The sequence below is a fragment of the Arthrobacter sp. yr096 genome (assembly GCF_900108925.1).
In the GTDB taxonomy this organism is placed as follows: domain Bacteria; phylum Actinomycetota; class Actinomycetes; order Actinomycetales; family Micrococcaceae; genus Arthrobacter.
In genome coordinates, this window is the sequence record NZ_FNYI01000002.1 from 687,578 (window position 1) to 704,065 (window position 16,488).

A 16,488-nucleotide genomic window follows, 5' to 3' on the forward strand; every position below is an offset into this window, starting at 1 on the left:
CCTCCGTAACTCTGAGCGTCTACCCGGACGACCCACATCAGCACCTACGGGTTGTAGGTCATGACGGCAGTAGTTGGACTCCTTGGCCGTCGGCGGTGGCAGGCGTCTTGCTGATCGTCGCAGCATGTATTCACCTGCACTGGGCCTCTTCGGCCTATAAGCAAAGTCGACTGGCGGTTTCTGCCAGCCAGGGATCTCACTAGACGCGACGCTCCGAGCAACCCTTCCGGCGGGGCTCACGGGCCGGGAGGCGCCTGCTCGCGTGGTTCCTTCTCGACAGGCCCGCTGACCACCACCTGCGCAGGGCTGTGAAGGATGTATCCGTTAAGCCACGAGAACAGCGCACGGATTTTTTGTTGAAGTCCCGACAACAGTGCCAGATGAACCAACAGCCACGAAAGGAAAGCGAAAACTCCCTGCAGCTGAATGCGTTTGCGGCCAAGCTCAGCCACAGCAGCACCACGTCCCACCATCGCCATGTAGCCCTTGTCCACATACCGGAACGGAGTGCGGGTCCCGCCCTTGAGATCCGCAATGATGTTTGAGGCTGCCCACTTCCCTGCCTGCTGGGCCACAGACCCAAGCTGCGGCAATTTTGCGCCCGTGGAATCGGTGATGTTGGCGCAATCGCCAAGAACATACACGCCCTCAACGCCCGGGGCAGTCAGGTCCGTGTCAACGTCAATGCGGCCCCCTCTCCCCTGGGCCAAACCCGAGCCTGCAATAAGGTCCCCTGCTTTCAAGCCACCGGCCCACACCACAATCTGCCCGGGCACGGAGCTTCCGTCAGCCAGGGTCACGCCGTCTTTCCGTACCTCGGTAACGCCCTGGCCCATGTGAAGCTGAACGCCCACCTTCTTCAGGTGTTCCGTTGCATAGCTCTGTGATTTGGAAGAGAACATGTTCAAAACACTGGGAACCATGTCCACCAAGTGCACACGGCAGCGTGCTGCGAGCGCCGGCGAAAAGTACTTGCGCACCACGTATTTGATGTTCTCCGCCATCGCTCCCGCGGTCTCAACGCCTGTAGGTCCCCCTCCCACCACCACAACATCCACAAATCCGTCCGGGCTGTTATCTGCCTGGTCGAGTAACCGGGTGAGACCACTCCCAAGCCTGGTGGCATCGGTGACCGAGTACAGCGGGAAAGCCAATTCTTCCGCGCCGGGGGTATTGAAGAAGTTCGGGACCGCACCGACTGCGATGACCAGGATTTCCGCTTGCAGTCTCTGGCCGCTTTCCGTAGTGACGGAGCGCTGTGCTGCATCCACGGATTCCACTTTCGCGGTCAGCACCTTGACGGTCTTGAACCGTCGGAACACGGATCGGAGTGGCCGGGCAATCGCCGAGACCCCAATCTGGGACGTAGCCACCTGATAGAGAAGCGGCTGGAACTGGTGATAGTTGTTTGCGTCGATCAGCAGGACGCGAACGCCCTTGCGGCCAAGTTCCTTGGCTGCTGCAACACCCGCAAAACCGGCACCCACAACGACCACCTGGTATGAGTCCTCCATGCGAGCAACTTACTTCACCGAAGGTCCGGGCGACAGAGGTTCCCGGCCGCCGACGCGCGTTTCTCCACCCACCGAAGGTGAAGAACGACGGCGACGCGTCCGCCCGCTGTAGCGTCGCCGTCGTTCCTTCCGTCCTTCGCGGACAGCGCCTAGATGGGGTTCCCGAACTCGCGGATGGTGATTCCGGTGAAGTTGGCCGGTCCGCCATCGGAGTAGAACGAAATACCGGTGTCGCCCTCGGAGAAGTGCACTTGCTGCGACACCACCGTGTGGCCGGAGTTCACAAAAACCTCCACGCTCTGGGTGTCCACGAAGATGCGCAGATGCACCGACCGCGCGTTGGCATCGATGGGCGCAGCAGCGCGGGTGTAGGGCGCCAGGGCGAAGCCACTTTGGTCTGATGGCGCACGATCGACGTACAGTTCGCCACCGTACTTACCCACGTTCGTGTGGCGCGATCCATCAGCGGAGCGGCCTACGGAGACGCCCACGTTTGTGGCGGCGTCCCATGAGATATGGAGCTCCAGCTCGTAGGCGCGGCCGTTCCACGGCAGGACCGTGCTGCCATTGACCGTGCGGTCAGGGAGGGTGGTGGTGGCCGTTGCGTACCCCGCGAGCGCGGCCACCGGGGAACTGAGCAAGGTGTACCAGCCGCCGGATTGGCGCTCCAGCCTGAGCTCACGCGTGATGGAGTTCTGCCCGTTGTAGCCATCCGATGCGTCGGTTGGAACGTCCCGCGCGGCGTACTTCCAGTTGTTCATCCATGCAGTGGCAAGGCGTTTCGTCTCCGGCGCTTCCAGTGACGGCCAGGTCACGGCGGCGTACCAGTCCCAACCCCAATCGAGCCATTGCGGCGTGAGGTTGTCGGCGATGAAGGAGGTGCCGTTCCACGTCCCCGTCCAGTACGCATAGGTCATGGGCAGGCCGATGCTGTAGGCGTCCATGCTCGCCGCGAACACCCAATGGCGGGTGCCGTCACCGGCGGTCATCTCGAACAGATCGGGGCACTCAATCCCGCCGAGCGCGTGGTTTGGATAGTCGAAGTTGGAGGTCCATTGCCAATCCCGCAGGTTCGGGGAGGTGTAAAAGGCCGCGTAACGTGCCCGGCCAATGACACACACCCACTCACCGCGGACCGCATCCCAGTGAATCTTGGGGTCACGGAACCACTCTGCATTGTCGATCTCGGCGGGTGTGCTGGCGGTCCGCCCGTCGGTGTTGACAATGACCGGATCCGGAAGCGCGGTGAAGGTAAAGCCACCATCCGTGGACCAGTAGAGATACTGCTCCTGATACTTCCGAATCCCGTCAGTGGGCTGTGTTGCGAGTGCGATGACTGCCCCGGCTCCGAAGCCCGCCGTGTTGGCTGTATCAATGACCGCCGATCCGGACCACACCGGGAAGTCAGGTTGCAGGGGCATCACCACACCGTGATGGGTGTACGACACGCCGTCGCTGGTGGTCGCGTGATCCCACCCACCAGGGCCATTGTTCTGTCCCGAGTGAAGGTAGTACAGCTGATACGCGCCGTTGGTATGGACTGGTCTTTGGGGATCGCACAGCCAGCCTGAGGGTGGAGTCATGTGGTAGACGGCCCGGAGGGATGTCAGGGCGTGTGCCGCAACGGGCTGTAGGCCGCCGAGAGACAGGGCAAGAGCCCCTGCGCCTGCACCTTGCAGGACAGTGCGTCGTGAAATGTGGTGGGACATGAAGGGGTTTCCTCTCAAGTCCCGCGGGCGCAGTTGACCGCGGAACGTCATGTGGTGGGCGCAGCGGCAGGGCTGGGGACGTCGACGTACCCAGCAGCCGGCTGGCCAATGTGAGGTGGAGAAGCCGGTGATGAATGCCGCGCCCTCAGAGGGCCGGTGGCTCATCGGCTACGCAGGACGTTAGTGGCCTCCGCCCTGTTGGTCAAGCGTTTTAGCGATGAAAAATTTCCTACAGATTAATTTTGCTAAAACGCTTGATCAACTCGATGTTCCGCGCTAGCTTTTCAGTGATCAAACGCTTTAGCAGAATGGACATCAGCGCAGATGAAACGCTCAGTCTTCTTCCAACCCACCGATGGCTGGGTTGGAGATCTTATCCCCTTCGAAAAGGACGGCGAGTTCTGGCTCTTCTACCTCCACGAAGACCGTTCGGACCCGAAACCGGGCACGTCGTGGAACCTCGTCACCACCAAGGACCTCACGCAATTCCAGGATCATGGTGTCGCCCTCGCCCACGGCACCGAGGACCAACTGGACTTCAACGCCTACACGGGTAGCGTCGTCGTCGATGAAGCGGGCGTCCACCACCTGTTCTACACAGGCCAAAACCCCCGCAACCTGGGAGCCGACGGCGCCCCACTCCAATTGGTCATGCACGCCACCAGCACGGACGGCATGCAGAGCTGGACCAAGCACCCCGAGCTCACCTTCGGAGCTCCCGATGGCTACGAATCCGGGGATTGGCGGGATCCCTTCGTGTTCCGCGACCAAGCCCAAGGCCGGTGGCGGATGCTGCTCGCGGCACGGCATTCGGAAGGACCGGAGCGGCGCCGTGGCGTCATCGCCCAGTGCGTTTCCACGGACCTGATGACCTGGGAGCACACCGAACCTTTCTGGGATCCGCGCCGCTACATCACGCATGAATGCCCGGACGTCTTCCAGTGGGGCGACTGGTGGTACATGGTGTACTCCGAGTTCTCGGAATCATTCACCACGAGGTATCGGATGGCCAAGAGCCCCGACGGTCCGTGGACGGTACCAAATCTGGACAGCATCGACGGCCGCGCGTTCTACGCCTCCAAGTCAGCAGAGCGCGACGGGCGCCGCTTCTTCTTCGGCTGGATCGCCAGCAAGGAAGGCAACAGGGACCAGGCACCGTGGCAGTGGGCCGGCACCATGTCTGTTCTGGAGACCCGTCAGAATGCGGACGGCACCCTGGGATTCTCCCTCGCCGAGGAATTGGTGGACAGCTTCTGGGACGACGTCCCTGCAACGTTTCCGGTAGCGCTGCCCGCACAGTTGGACGTTCCTGACAGCTACACCGCGATCCTGTCGGCAGAGGAGGTGCCCGGCCAGTTCTACGCCAAGGCGGTGCTGGAAATCGCCCCCGGCACCACCGAATGCGGGCTGCTCCTGCGCTCCAGTGCCGACGGCGACCATTCTTACGTTCTGCGGTTGGAGCCCAAGCGCGGACGGCTCGTTTTTGACCGATGGCCCCGCACCATCACGGGCGATGCACAGTGGCACGTTTCCGGCGACGTCCCCTTCGACATTGAGCTGGAGCGCCCCTGCCACCTCGCCCCTGGCGAGCACACGCTTGAGGTAATCGTCGACGGCGACACGTGCGTCGCCGTCGTCGACCGTCAGGTTGCGCTCAGCGCCAGGATTTACGACCTGACAGCGGGGCGGATCGGCGTCTTCGCCGGCGAAGGATCCGTCAAGGTCACCGAACTTGAAATACGCCAGCGCACCGACAACTGAAAACGCCACCCCCAACCCAACCTCTGTTCCAATCAAGGGAGATTGCCGCAATGAAAAAACTACTTCGCGCTGCCACCGTCGCAGCCGTCGCTGCGTTGGCTTTGACAGCCTGCGGCGGCGGAGGAGGCGCCAGCGACCCCGCCAACGTCAGCCCCACTGGAGAGATCAAGCCCCGGGAAATTTCCTGGTTGCTCTCCAGGCCGGCCGACGGAGCCGTCATCAACATCATGAAGAAACTCGCCGATGACTACGCCAAGGAGCACCCCGGCTTTGCGCTGAACCTCATCACCACCCCGGACCGCCCCTCCTATATTCAGAAGCTCGAGACTTTGGCTGCAGCAAACAAGCTCCCGGAGTTGTTCGACACCGACGCCACCCCGTTCGCTCAACAACTGGCGAAGCAGGGCAAGATGGTGGACGCAGACAAGCTGCTGAAATCTTTGGGCCTCTACGACGATTACCGGCCCGGAGCCCTGGACTACCAACGTTTCGACGACGGCTCCCTGTACATGATTCCGTTCCAGTTCGAACTCGAATTCATCTGGTACAACAAGGCACTGTTGGAGAAGGCCGGCGTATCCGTGCCGAAGTCACTTGATGACATCCCCGCCATGTGCACGGCTCTGAGGACTGCCGGGATCACGCCCATCGCCATTGATGGTCAGGATCAGTGGCCCTTGGAACGCTACGTCGCCTATCAGCCCTTCCGTGCGGCGGGCCCGGACTTCGTTCAGAAGCTGAAGAAGGGTGAAGCATCATTCACGGATGAGGCGGGGCAGAAGACCGTCAAGTGGATGGCAGAACTGGGCAACTCCAAGTGCTTCCAAGAAGGCTTCTCCGCCCAGGGATACTCGGATGCGCAGAACCTCTTCACCTCCGGAGAAGCCGCGATGTACAACATCGGTACCTGGGAACTTCCCAGCCTCGCCACCGACAAATTGAATGCTGCCACCCGCGACGACATTGATTTCTTCACCCTCCCCACCACCAATGGTTCGGTAACTGCAGCCAACGAGTACGTCTCGCCGTCCGGCATTGGCATGGCAGTGAACTCCAAGACCTACGATCCCCTGGTGAGCGACTTCCTGAAGTTCGCCTTGGAGAAGTACCCGGCTGAATATGCCGCCACCGGCGCCTTGTCCCCCACCACCAACGTGCAGACCACCATCCCGGCGAACGCCACCCCGCTGTACAGCAAGGCCCTTGAAGCAGCCAACGGCCTTGGGGACAAGCAGGCCATGCCGTGGGATACCCAGCTGGACCCCACCACCAACGGCAGGCTGCAACAGGAACTCGTCCTCCTCGTCCAGGGAAACATCACCCCGGAACAGTTCACCAAGACGATGGACGACGCCATCAAGCAGAACGCCCCCAAGTTCTTCAAGTAAACGTAGCAGCGGGGGGCCGCGAGGCCCCCCGCCCGAAAGGCCCTGCCATGCTTCCCAACAGGTCAAGGACGTCCGTCCTGGTCTTCCTGCTCCCACCGCTGCTGCTCTACTGCGCAGCCGTCCTCTTCCCCATCCTCCAGTCGTTGTTCCTGAGCTTCTTCTCCTGGAACGGCATCAGCGACATGGAGTTCGTGGGGCTCGCCAACTACGTCCGGATGCTCACAGCCGATGACATTTTTTGGCGCTCATTCTTCAATGCCCTGATCTACCTGGCCATCTGCCTGGTCCTGCAACTTGGCGGCGCACTGGTGGTCGCAAGCCTGTTGACCTCCCTGCGCCGCGGCCGGGAACTCATCAAAACCCTCTACCTGCTTCCCGCCGTCATCTCCACGGTAGCCATCGCGTTCCTCTTTGTGCGCATCTACTCGATCGACCCCGTGGGCCTGCTCAACCAGTTGCTGCACTGGGTGGGACTCGGTTCCTTCGAGCGCGCATGGCTCTCCGATGTGAACACTGTGCTTGCGGCAGTCTCCGCCCCCGAAGGCTGGCGGTTCACCGGGCTCTACATGCTCATCATCTACGCCGCCCTGATCGCCGTTCCCAAAGAACTTGAAGAAGCCGCAGTCCTGGACGGCGCCTCCAAGTGGACGCTCTTCACCAAGATCCGCTTCCCCTATATCCGTCCCGTCTGGATCACCACCACCATCATGGCCACCACCTATGGCCTTCGCGGGTTCGATATTCCCTACCTCATGACCAACGGCGGCCCGGGACAATCCTCCGAGCTGCTCACCACCTATATGTACAAGACAGCCTTCACCAGTACGGACTTTGGGTACGCCAGCACCATCTCCGTCTTCATCGTGATCGAGTGCCTCGTCGCCGTCGGCCTCATCCTGTTCATGCTCAAGCGGAAGGCAGACTCATGATTGCCCAAACAGCCCCGGTCCACGCCACCCCCACCACCAGGCCTCCCGCGCCCGTACCCAAGAGGCGGCGGCGCAAGCCCAGCCTCTACCGGACGTTATCCCGGGTCCTGATCATGCTGATCGTGATTGTTCAGGTGTACCCGCTCGCGTGGCTGTTCCTCACCAGCCTGCGTACCGAACAGGACTTCGCTACAGGCGACCCGTTTGCCCTGCCCAGCTCGCTGACCTGGGAGAACTACGCCCGGGCATTCGAAACCGGCGACCTCGGCCGGAATATCCTCAACAGTTTCATCGTCACCATGGGCGCCAACGTTCTCATCGTTCTGTTGGGGATGATGGCCGCGTACGCCATTCAGGTGCTGGGCTTCCGCTTCAGCAAGTTCGTTCGTGGCCTGTTCCTGGTGGGGATCATCGTTCCCGTCCAAATCGCGCTGGTGCCGTTGTTCATCGATTACTCAACGGTGAATCTGCTGGACACTTACCAGTCGATGATCATCCCCTTGGCCGGGTTCGCCCTGCCCATGTCCATTTACCTCTTCTCGTCATTCTTCGAGTACATCCCCAGGGAAACCTACGAGGCCGCTTCCCTTGACGGTGCCGGTCCCTACCGGATCTTCGGACTGATTACGCTGCCGTTGTCTTTGAACACCGTGGTCACCGTAATTCTGGTCAACAGCATCTTCATCTGGAATGACTTCATTTTCGCCAACACCTTTGTCCTCTCCGAAGAACTGAAAACAATCCCGTTGGGTCTGCAAAACTACATCGGCGCCATGGGCAAGGTGGACTGGACGGCAACATTTGCCGCTGTGTGCGTCACCATCACGCCGTTGCTGTTGGTCTTCCTTGTGCTGAACAAGGCCATGATTCAAGGCCTGGAAAGCGGGGCGAACAAGGGATGACGGCCAAAGCAGACGGATATACTCCTGAAGGAGGACAGATGATTTCGCAGGAGAAAAACTCAGGCAACGCGGCCGCGCCCGCCGTTCCTGTCTCAATCGACCGCGCTCATCCGGTCACCCTCCGCGAAGTCGCCGAAGCAGCCGGTGTATCCACCGCCACGGTTTCCCTGGTCATCAACAAGAAAAAGAACGCCCGTATTGCCGACGACACCCGTCAACGCGTACAGGATGCGATCCGGCAGCTGGGCTATCGTCCCAACGCCATGGCCAAAAACCTGGTCAGCGGAACCTCAAAATTCATCGGGCTGGTGGCGGACGGAGTTGCCACCACCCCTTTCGCAGGCCAGATCATTCACGGTGCTCAGGACGAAGCGTGGAAACACGGCTACGCCTTGCTGATCGCCAATACAGAGGGCAACCTCGACCTTGAAAAAGATGCCATCGCCATGATGCTGGAGTACAAGGTCCGCGGCATCCTCTACTCCACGTGGTTCCACCGGCCCACCGATGTTCCTGAAACGTTGCGCGAGTCGGACTTTGTCCTGGTCAACTGCTTCTCACCGGACTCGCTCACCTCCCGCGCCGTGGTGCCCGACGAAGCACAGGGCGGGCAGTCCGCAACCGAAATCCTGCTCCGCAGTGGCCATCGCCGCATCGCGTTCATCAACACCACCACCCCGGCTCCGGCCAAGGACGGACGACTCAAGGGTTACAGGGAAGCACTGGAGGCCGCCGGAATTCCGTTCGACCCCTCGCTGGTTTTGGAAGCCTACCCGGACCAGGAAGGTGGCTACGGAGCCACCGACGAACTCCTCCAATGCAACGTTTCCGCTGTCTATTGCTACAACGACCGCATGGCCATGGGCCTCTATGACGGGCTGCGGGAGAACGGGCTCTCCATCCCGGACGACATCGCCGTAGTGGGTTTCGACAACCAGGAAGTCATCGCAGCCCACCTCCGCCCACCGCTCTCCACCGTGTCATTGCCCCACTACGAACTCGGCGCCGCCGGTGTCCGCATGCTGCTGGGCCTGGAAGAAGCTCCGGCCGGCGCGCCTGTAAAAATCGCGTGCCCTGCTGTTGAACGCGCCTCCGTGGCCGTGCACTCAGCCGCGTAGCCCACCCACACCACATTCTTTGCCACACCCAGCTGCCCTGTGCCCTGTGCCCTGTGCCCGGACAGCTCCACGAAAGGCCTTCCCATGTCCTCTGTCCATGATCGGACTCCCTCCCACCCCAGCGTCGTTGTCATCGGAGAAGCCCTCGTTGACGTGGTCAGTTCTGCCGGCGTCACCGTGGAACATCCCGGCGGCTCCCCCGCGAACGTTGCGTACGGGCTCGGCCGGCTCGGGGTGAACACTGCGCTGCTGACCTCCATCGGCGACGACGATCGGGCAGAGGTCATCGAGAAGCATCTGCTCAGCGTCAATGTCAGCCTCCTGCCGGGTTCGAGAGTTCCCGGCCGGACGGCCACGGCAACTGCCGTTCTGGCAGCTGACGGTTCCGCCAGATACGAGTTCGACGTCGACTGGAACCTCCCGCCGGTAGCTCCCCTGGTGCTTCCCAGAGTCCTTCACGCCGGCTCCATAGCAACGTTCCTGGCACCTGGGGCTACGGCGGTAAGGAACCTTCTTGAACAGTCGCATGAACGTTGTGTTGTCACCTACGACCCCAACATCCGCCCAGCCCTGCTGGGAAGCCACTCCGAGGCGAGGGCCATTTTTGAGGATTTGGTTCCCCTCACAGACGTAGTAAAACTCAGCGACGAAGACGCAGGATGGCTTTATCCGCGGCTTTCTCCCGACCAGGCGGCCCGGCACATCCTTGAGCTGGGTTCCACCTTGGTGGCCGTCACCCAGGGGGCAGAAGGGTCTCTTCTAGCGACGTCCGACACCCTCATCACCGTTCCTGCGGTGACATCCACAGTGGCCGATACCATTGGCGCCGGGGACTCCTATATGGCGGCCCTCATATATGGGATTCTTGGCCGCGGAACAGAGGGATTTGCTCCACCGGTCCTGGAGTCGCTTGGTTGTTTGGCGGCGACGGCGGCGGCCATCACGGTGCGCCGCCCTGGAGCAAACCCTCCAACGTCCCAGGAACTCCATGCAGAGCTTCCGGAGCACGTTACCGTACCCGGATAGGGGCGTTGCCAGGGCAGCTGGCCAGTGAGGCCAGCTAGTGGAGCTGGCCCGGCTGAGTCAGGGTCAGCGGGGCAGGAGCTTGCTTGAGCCTGAGAACCCGCACAGTTTCAATGGTGAGACCGACGTAAATGAGCAGGCCAAAAAGGTTCGGCATTTTGCCAAAGGTCATCAACAGGTCAATAACGTTGATCACGGCGAACCCAAGCCCCAGGATGGACAGCACCAACGCCACCACCACTGGAACTTTGGACTGGCTGCGCCGGGTCACGATGTTCCAGATTCCGGCAGCCAGGAGGGCCAAAATAAAGAGAATGCGCAGGGCGTCAGCTATCACAGCGTCGTTGAGATCGCTCGCGCTGAGGGTCCCGCTCATTGGGCCGTATTGCCAGTAGGACCACGCCATTCCGGCAGCGGCGAGCGCCCCGATCACCAAGAGCCCGACGCCAATGCTGGTCCGCCCCTTACGTGACCTTTTGCCGTCGTCGACCGTTGGTTCTGCAGTGGGCAAGTCGCTTGGAGACGGAATCGGAATACTCATGTGCGGTCCTCTTGAGAGTGCAGGGAGTACCCGGTGCGCCCCCATCGAGAACAATGTACTAGGAAAGCAGGAATGAAGACCGCAGTACGTCGTCGGTGTCTTAACGTGCGACGTTGCCATCCCCTGAAGGTAGATGGGTGCCGCTCAGTTGATGATTTCGCCTCGCTCATCAGCAAGCAGTGCTGACAAGCGTTCCCTCCAGGCTTTCAACGCTTCGGGCGCAAGGCGTGTCCAGTCGGTGACTTCGCCGATGACCCTCAGAGGGGCAGTGCTGCGGTATGACCGTGTGGGGTTGCCGGGGAACTTCTTGTCGGTGACGTTGGGGTCGTTCTCAAACTCCCCTGTCGGTTCAACGGCATAGACGCGCGGTTCGCCGTCACCGGCCGCGAGCTCGGCAGCGAGCCCGGCACCGTCCGGAAGAGCCGTGAAGTAGATGTGGTTCATCACCACCTCGGGACGATAGTTCGATCTGAAACCCGCCTTCAGCAGGTCTCCTTCAATCAGGTCGGCTTTAGTACCGTGAAAAAACGGACCCTGGTCCAGCGGTTGACTCACAGCCAAAGCCTAACTCGACAGTAGACAGCTCGCATCGACAGAAGGGGCAGCCGTAACGGGCACTGGGAACAAGCCGCAAGGGAATCTTGGCGTAACGGCACCGGATCTACGTTTCGCTCAGATATGGAGCTGACTTCTCAGCGGTTCAGGGACGCTGCATCGCCCTGATCACCCAACCTCAGCAAGTCATCGCCGGCGGCCATGAGATCTTCATCGTGGGTAGCCACGACAACAGTGGCGCCACGCCGGGCCTCTTCCTTGAGGAAACTAATCACCAGTTCACGATTCCGGCGATCCAACGAGGCGGTTGGCTCATCGGCAAGAACGATGTCAGCCGCACGAAACATAGCCCGCGCCAACCCAACGCGCTGCTTCTCACCCCCACTCAGCCGCGCGGTTTGTTCCTTGTCCCGTCCGGACAATAGAACGTGCCCGAGGACGTGGTCCAATCGTTCACGGTCGGACTGAGGTATTCCGAACAGACCCCGGCGCCCAACTGTCACGTTATAGCCAACACTCGCTTCTTCAATGAGCCCATAATCCTGGAATACAAAGGCCACATGGTTCCTCCAGAACCGGCGGCGTTTGGAATCGCTCCACTTTGTAGCTTCCTGGCCTCCCACAGTCACATGGCCGCTTTCCACCCGGGCTAAAAGCCCGAGTACGTTCAACAGCGTCGTCTTGCCGCTGCCGCTGCTGCCGGCCAGAACAAGCAGGCGGCCTGGTTTGGCTTCCACAGAAACCGAGTGTAAGACGGGCTTCCCATCAATAACCACCGAAACATTGTCAGCGCGCAACTGCATCAGTTCTATCCCCTTCGTGCGAGAGCCGTACGGAACGCAGTCGTGGCTGCCCAATGATGAATGCACCAAGTGATGGCGAAATAGAAGACCGGTGCAAATCCGGAGATCCAGATGCTTGATGGATCCAATGCCACAAACGCCAGGGCCATGACGACACCAAACAACGTCGCTGCGATCGACTCCCAAAGAAGGCGTGGCAGCAGAATGGCGTTCCACGATTTCCCCGCCGTGCGCTGGACGAACCAGCGGCGTCGACGTAGGAGCGCGAAGATCCAGGCGGTGACAGCAACGCACATCACGAGCGCCAAAACAGCCAAGGCTATCGCTGATGCTCCCAACTGGGCGTTCCGTTGCTTGGATTGTGCGTCGTACAGACCCAAGTCGGCTATTCGGTCTATCGAAAGAATTCCAGCCGCCATATCCCGCTCGTTCACCAGCTGAGCAACTCGATCAGGATCTGTGAACACCACATTTCCTCGGCTCACAGCCGACGCCAGGAAGAAGTTGTCGAACTGGGAAACGTCTTTCACGGCCAGAATAAGCGGATGCCGACTCTTATCGAGGGTCCCCGCCATGCTTCCCGACACCACAATGTCCACATCGCTGGTGTTTTCGTAGACGTGAACGTCTGGTCCCTGTCGGTTGGTCGTCCAAAGCCTCAGAGTTGGGACCAATTTGCTCTGGACGGATTCCGGCAAGTCGTCGATCGATTGAACAGCGGTGATTGGACCCCATGATGCACCACTAGTCCCATTGACAGTGTCGAGGTATCGAAGATCCGCAAGCACAACACCGTCATAGCCCATGGCCTTCAAATCCGCGTCGGCCGCCTCATCCACAAGATCGACCGTGGTGGAACTCAAGGACATCGAAAACATGGCCGCATCGTTGCCCACCATGTCCCTGGTCAGCCCTGCCAGCGCTGCTTCTTCGGCCTGCCCAAGCCGGTTCGCGATACGAAGGGCAACGCCGTCGCCCATGGAACCCCAAATGCCTCCTTGCGAACTGGCGGCTGATGCATTTGACACAATGCCCGAAACAGTCGGCAGTATCGCAGCCACGATCATCACTGCCGCTACCTTGAGCAACTCACTGATGGCCCATGAACCCCGCTCGGACGGTCGCCGAGCCGCGATATCCCTGACCGCAGGGAGAGTGAGCAGTCCCAGGAGCAAAGCCGCAAGGACGGTGAATATTGTCAGAACACCGATAAACAGCAACAAAGTGAAAATGAAGTACCCGAGTCGCCCAAAGCCCGCCGTCACCACCACCGCCACGGCAGCCGCATAGGTGCCCAATACTGGCACTGCCAACGCAGCAAACAAGGAGCGTAGGTCTGCGAATACTACGTGTGATAACCGCATGCCGGCCATGATTCGCAGCTCTCGGCCGCGGGCGCGAAGTACGTACCACGACAGTATCGTGCCTCCCAACAATAGAATGGCGGCGGACACCGGCACCCAGGCCCCGACAGTGAGCAGGGCATAAGACAAGAGCCCAACTGCTGTCTTCTTGGTAAGTACTGCGTCGGCTTTCAGTTCACTGCTCAGCCAATCCCGGAAGGACGCCGCCTGCATCTCGCTTCCGGAAAGACCATAAACGCCATTTAACGACGTGATACCGAGATCGCCGGACTTGCTCATGGAACCACTCATAGTGGGTGAGAACCAATCAATCTCAGCGTTCTTGATTTCTTCGCTTCCGAAGAAAAAGGCCACGCGTTTGTTGAGGAAATCATCAGGTGCACTCGCAACACGGACGATTCCCATTCCTGTGGCATCCGCGTAGGTGTCCAGCTTGTTGATTATTTGGCCTCTGGAAAGCGGGCTTCCGTCGAAACGAACAGAAGCAACGTAATCGGAATCCGGCAATCCATCAAGGTCCGCAGCAGCCGAATAGATTCCCACAACCAAGGCAATCAACGCAGTAATAGCGACGGCTGCACAACGGACCAAAACTTTCAACATCGGCTCACCCTCCGTCCGGCACTGCACCGCAGATACACGCAGTGCAGTGCCTGCCCTTCTTCTAGCAGCCGTTGATACCGTAGTACGCGCGGTTGTTCTGGAAGCTCGTGGTCGGCTGGGCGTTGTTTGACCAAGTTCCCGCAAGAGCGTTGGGTGATGAGGAATAACCCCAATCGTTCTGTGTCGACGAACTATGGCACAGGTTTTGCTGGAAATAGTCAGAATACAGGTGAACACCACCAGCGACGCCGTAATTCCACACTCCGCCCTCAGTCGTCCCCAACGCCTGGAGTCAGCATAAATGCAACGTATTCGAAGAATCCAGACATATCGTGCAGCAACTATTCATCTGACTGAATTTTCATATTTTGGGATCTTATTGAGCAAATCCGTATAAGTGGCGCAGGGTTTGATTTCGTGACGCTAACCAGCAAATATTTCTCAATATGTCCCCCACTGCTGGCGCTATCCACCAACCACTGCCGATTGGTTGGACTAACGAGACGCCCGGACAACCGCCCGGAATCACGCCTGGTTTTGCCTGTGCGGGAGTCTTGAGGTTTTCCTGAGGAACTGTTGCGGGTTTGCAGGATGGGTTCTTGATTCTGGCCCGGCACAGTAGTTCTCATCAGCCAGAGAGGCTGAAGAAACGGCCGGCCGGTCTCACGGTGGCCCACCGAAAGGACACCGATTTCCATGGCCATCAGCCTCAAGACCACCTCCGGCAAGATCCTCGCCTCCGTCGCACTGCTCGGCACCGCAGCCGCCGTCGCCGGAATGGGCACCTACGGCGCGTTCACCTCCTCCACCTCCGCCTCCCAGGCCGTCACCGCAGGCACCGTCACCATCGCCCTGGGCACCGGAACCTCCAACACCCTCAATGTCCCCGTCGCAGGACTGCTCCCCGGAGACAAAGTGGAAAAGCTCGTCACCCTGGCCAACACCGGTAACTCGGACCTGAACAACGTCACCCTCACCACCTCCGCCGGAACCACCGCCTCCCTGCTCACCACCGACACCACCAACGGCCTGCAGCTGACCATCGAAAACTGCAGTGTTGCCTGGACCGGAACCGCGGCCCCCTACAGCTGCGCGGGCACCAAAACCACCGTCCTGGCCACCGGACCGGTCATCGCAGCGAACAAGGCCCTGAACAACCTGACCTCCCTGACCTCGACCAAAACCGACAACCTCAAAGTCACCACCACCTTCCCCACCACCGCCGGAGACACCTTCCAAGGCGCCACCTCCACCATCGGGTTCTCCTTCACCGGCACCCAACGCACCGAAACCACCAAATAAACACCACCCACCCGAGACCTCCACAGGGGTTTCACCGGAGACCTCGAGAGGGGTTTCACCCACCAAGCCCCGGAGGCCGGCCGGTACGCCCTTTCCGGCCGGGCCTCCGGTCACAAGCCCCGCCGGGCCTGGTCGAGCTTCCCCCCTGCCCGATCAGGCCCGCCGGTATTCTTCCTGAGCCAGACTTGAGTATTTCCCGTAGGGAAGCCTGAGCCAGACCACCCAGACTGTAAATCAGCCGACGACCACACCCGGAAGGAACGCCAGAAGAATGAGCACACTCACCAGCATCAACGGACCCGCTCTCCGCGGCCGGCGTTCCGCCGCAAAGAACAACACCGTAGCTGTACCCATTGCCGTAGCTGTGTCCACGGCCGTCGGGGTCAAGACCCAGCCCGCCGCCGTCGAAACCCCCGCTGAAGCAGCCCCCACAGCCGGCGCCTTCCGCCGGATAGCCGGCAAAACCGCCAAGGGCATCGGCGCCGGCATGCTGATCCTGGCCGCCATGGTGTTCCTCTTCCTGGCCATCGGCCCCCGCATCCTCGGCTACCAAACCTCCACCATGCTCACCGGCTCCATGGCCCCACTGATCAACCCGGGCGACGTCGTCGTCACCGTCCCCACCCCCATCACCGACGTCAAAGTAGGCGACATCATCACCTACCACATCCCCGTCGAAGACCAACGCGTCGAAACCCACCGCATCACCAACATCACCACCACCGCCGACGGCGGCATCGCCGTCCAAACCAAAGGCGACGCCAACAACGGCATCGACCCCTGGATCGCCACCCTCCAAGGCAAAACCGTGGACAAGCAAATCGCCACCATCCCCTACGTCGGCAACGCCATCCGCGCCCTCCGCGAACCCATGGTCATGAACACCCTCATGTACGGCGCACCCGCCATCCTGGTCATCGGAATGCTCACCTCCATCTGGACCAAAAACCCCAACAAGACAGCCCCGGAAGGCGCC

At 60.5% G+C, this 16,488-nt stretch carries 15 protein-coding genes; 8 read left to right on the top strand and 7 right to left on the bottom strand.

Going from position 1 to position 16,488, the window contains the following annotated elements; genetic code table 11:
* Nucleotides 1–236 precede the first annotated feature (236 nt).
* Together BMY91_RS07950 and BMY91_RS07955 are read right to left on the bottom strand one after the other, a co-directional pair.
* Nucleotides 237–1,514 (bottom strand): NAD(P)/FAD-dependent oxidoreductase, encoded by a 1,278-nt coding sequence (locus tag BMY91_RS07950; RefSeq protein WP_090820607.1) that lies wholly within the window; start codon nt 1,512–1,514, stop codon nt 237–239.
* Between the two features lie 149 nt (nt 1,515–1,663).
* Nucleotides 1,664–3,223, bottom strand: coding sequence for a glycoside hydrolase family 32 protein (locus BMY91_RS07955; protein WP_090820608.1), 1,560 nt, complete (start codon nt 3,221–3,223; stop codon nt 1,664–1,666).
* Between the two features lie 324 nt (nt 3,224–3,547).
* Here BMY91_RS07955 and BMY91_RS07960 point away from each other — a divergent pair, with 324 nt between their 5' ends.
* The 6 genes from BMY91_RS07960 (at nt 3,548) to BMY91_RS07985 (ending at nt 10,347) form a co-directional block, all read left to right on the top strand.
* Nucleotides 3,548–4,984 carry a glycoside hydrolase family protein gene (locus BMY91_RS07960; protein WP_090820610.1) on the top strand — a complete coding sequence of 479 codons (1,437 nt, stop codon included), beginning with the start codon at nt 3,548–3,550 and terminating at the stop codon, nt 4,982–4,984.
* 50 nt (nt 4,985–5,034) lie between these two features.
* The gene (locus BMY91_RS07965; RefSeq protein ID WP_090820612.1) at nt 5,035–6,372 is read left to right on the top strand and encodes an ABC transporter substrate-binding protein; all 1,338 of its coding nucleotides are present in this window, start codon (nt 5,035–5,037) and stop codon (nt 6,370–6,372) included.
* Nucleotides 6,373–6,419: 47 nt separating this feature from the next.
* Nucleotides 6,420–7,301, top strand: coding sequence for a carbohydrate ABC transporter permease (locus tag BMY91_RS07970; RefSeq protein WP_090820614.1), 882 nt, complete (start codon nt 6,420–6,422; stop codon nt 7,299–7,301).
* Nucleotides 7,298–8,203: a carbohydrate ABC transporter permease gene (locus BMY91_RS07975; RefSeq protein ID WP_090820615.1), complete on the top strand. Its 906-nt coding sequence runs from the start codon at nt 7,298–7,300 to the stop codon at nt 8,201–8,203. Before BMY91_RS07970 ends, BMY91_RS07975 begins: the two co-directional genes overlap by 4 nt.
* 38 nt (nt 8,204–8,241) lie before the next feature.
* Complete coding sequence (locus BMY91_RS07980) at nt 8,242–9,321, top strand: LacI family DNA-binding transcriptional regulator (RefSeq protein WP_175538820.1); 1,080 nt, start codon at nt 8,242–8,244, stop codon at nt 9,319–9,321.
* An 84-nt stretch (nt 9,322–9,405) separates the two neighbouring features.
* Nucleotides 9,406–10,347: a carbohydrate kinase family protein gene (locus BMY91_RS07985; protein ID WP_090820617.1), complete on the top strand. Its 942-nt coding sequence runs from the start codon at nt 9,406–9,408 to the stop codon at nt 10,345–10,347.
* A gap of 34 nt (nt 10,348–10,381) precedes the next feature.
* Here BMY91_RS07985 and BMY91_RS07990 read toward each other — a convergent pair whose 3' ends face one another.
* The 5 genes from BMY91_RS07990 to BMY91_RS23620 all read right to left on the bottom strand — a co-directional run bounded on the left by BMY91_RS07990 (nt 10,382) and on the right by BMY91_RS23620 (nt 14,472).
* Nucleotides 10,382–10,885 (bottom strand): hypothetical protein, encoded by a 504-nt coding sequence (locus tag BMY91_RS07990; protein ID WP_090820619.1) that lies wholly within the window; start codon nt 10,883–10,885, stop codon nt 10,382–10,384.
* A 144-nt stretch (nt 10,886–11,029) separates the two neighbouring features.
* Nucleotides 11,030–11,440 (bottom strand): NAD(+)--rifampin ADP-ribosyltransferase, encoded by a 411-nt coding sequence (arr, locus tag BMY91_RS07995; RefSeq protein ID WP_090820621.1) that lies wholly within the window; start codon nt 11,438–11,440, stop codon nt 11,030–11,032.
* A 137-nt stretch (nt 11,441–11,577) separates the two neighbouring features.
* Nucleotides 11,578–12,243 (bottom strand): ABC transporter ATP-binding protein, encoded by a 666-nt coding sequence (locus BMY91_RS08000; protein ID WP_090820623.1) that lies wholly within the window; start codon nt 12,241–12,243, stop codon nt 11,578–11,580.
* A gap of 5 nt (nt 12,244–12,248) precedes the next feature.
* Nucleotides 12,249–14,210 carry a hypothetical protein gene (locus BMY91_RS08005; protein WP_090820625.1) on the bottom strand — a complete coding sequence of 654 codons (1,962 nt, stop codon included), beginning with the start codon at nt 14,208–14,210 and terminating at the stop codon, nt 12,249–12,251.
* Nucleotides 14,211–14,271: 61 nt separating this feature from the next.
* Nucleotides 14,272–14,472 carry a lactococcin 972 family bacteriocin gene (locus BMY91_RS23620; RefSeq protein ID WP_368086910.1) on the bottom strand — a complete coding sequence of 67 codons (201 nt, stop codon included), beginning with the start codon at nt 14,470–14,472 and terminating at the stop codon, nt 14,272–14,274.
* 434 nt (nt 14,473–14,906) lie between these two features.
* Between BMY91_RS23620 and BMY91_RS08015 the strand changes: the two genes are divergently transcribed.
* Both BMY91_RS08015 and BMY91_RS08020 read left to right on the top strand, forming a co-directional pair.
* Nucleotides 14,907–15,512: a TasA family protein gene (locus tag BMY91_RS08015; protein ID WP_090820629.1), complete on the top strand. Its 606-nt coding sequence runs from the start codon at nt 14,907–14,909 to the stop codon at nt 15,510–15,512.
* 271 nt (nt 15,513–15,783) lie between these two features.
* Nucleotides 15,784–16,488 (top strand): signal peptidase I (locus BMY91_RS08020; RefSeq protein ID WP_090820631.1); only part of this gene is annotated, 705 nt, incomplete at its 3' end.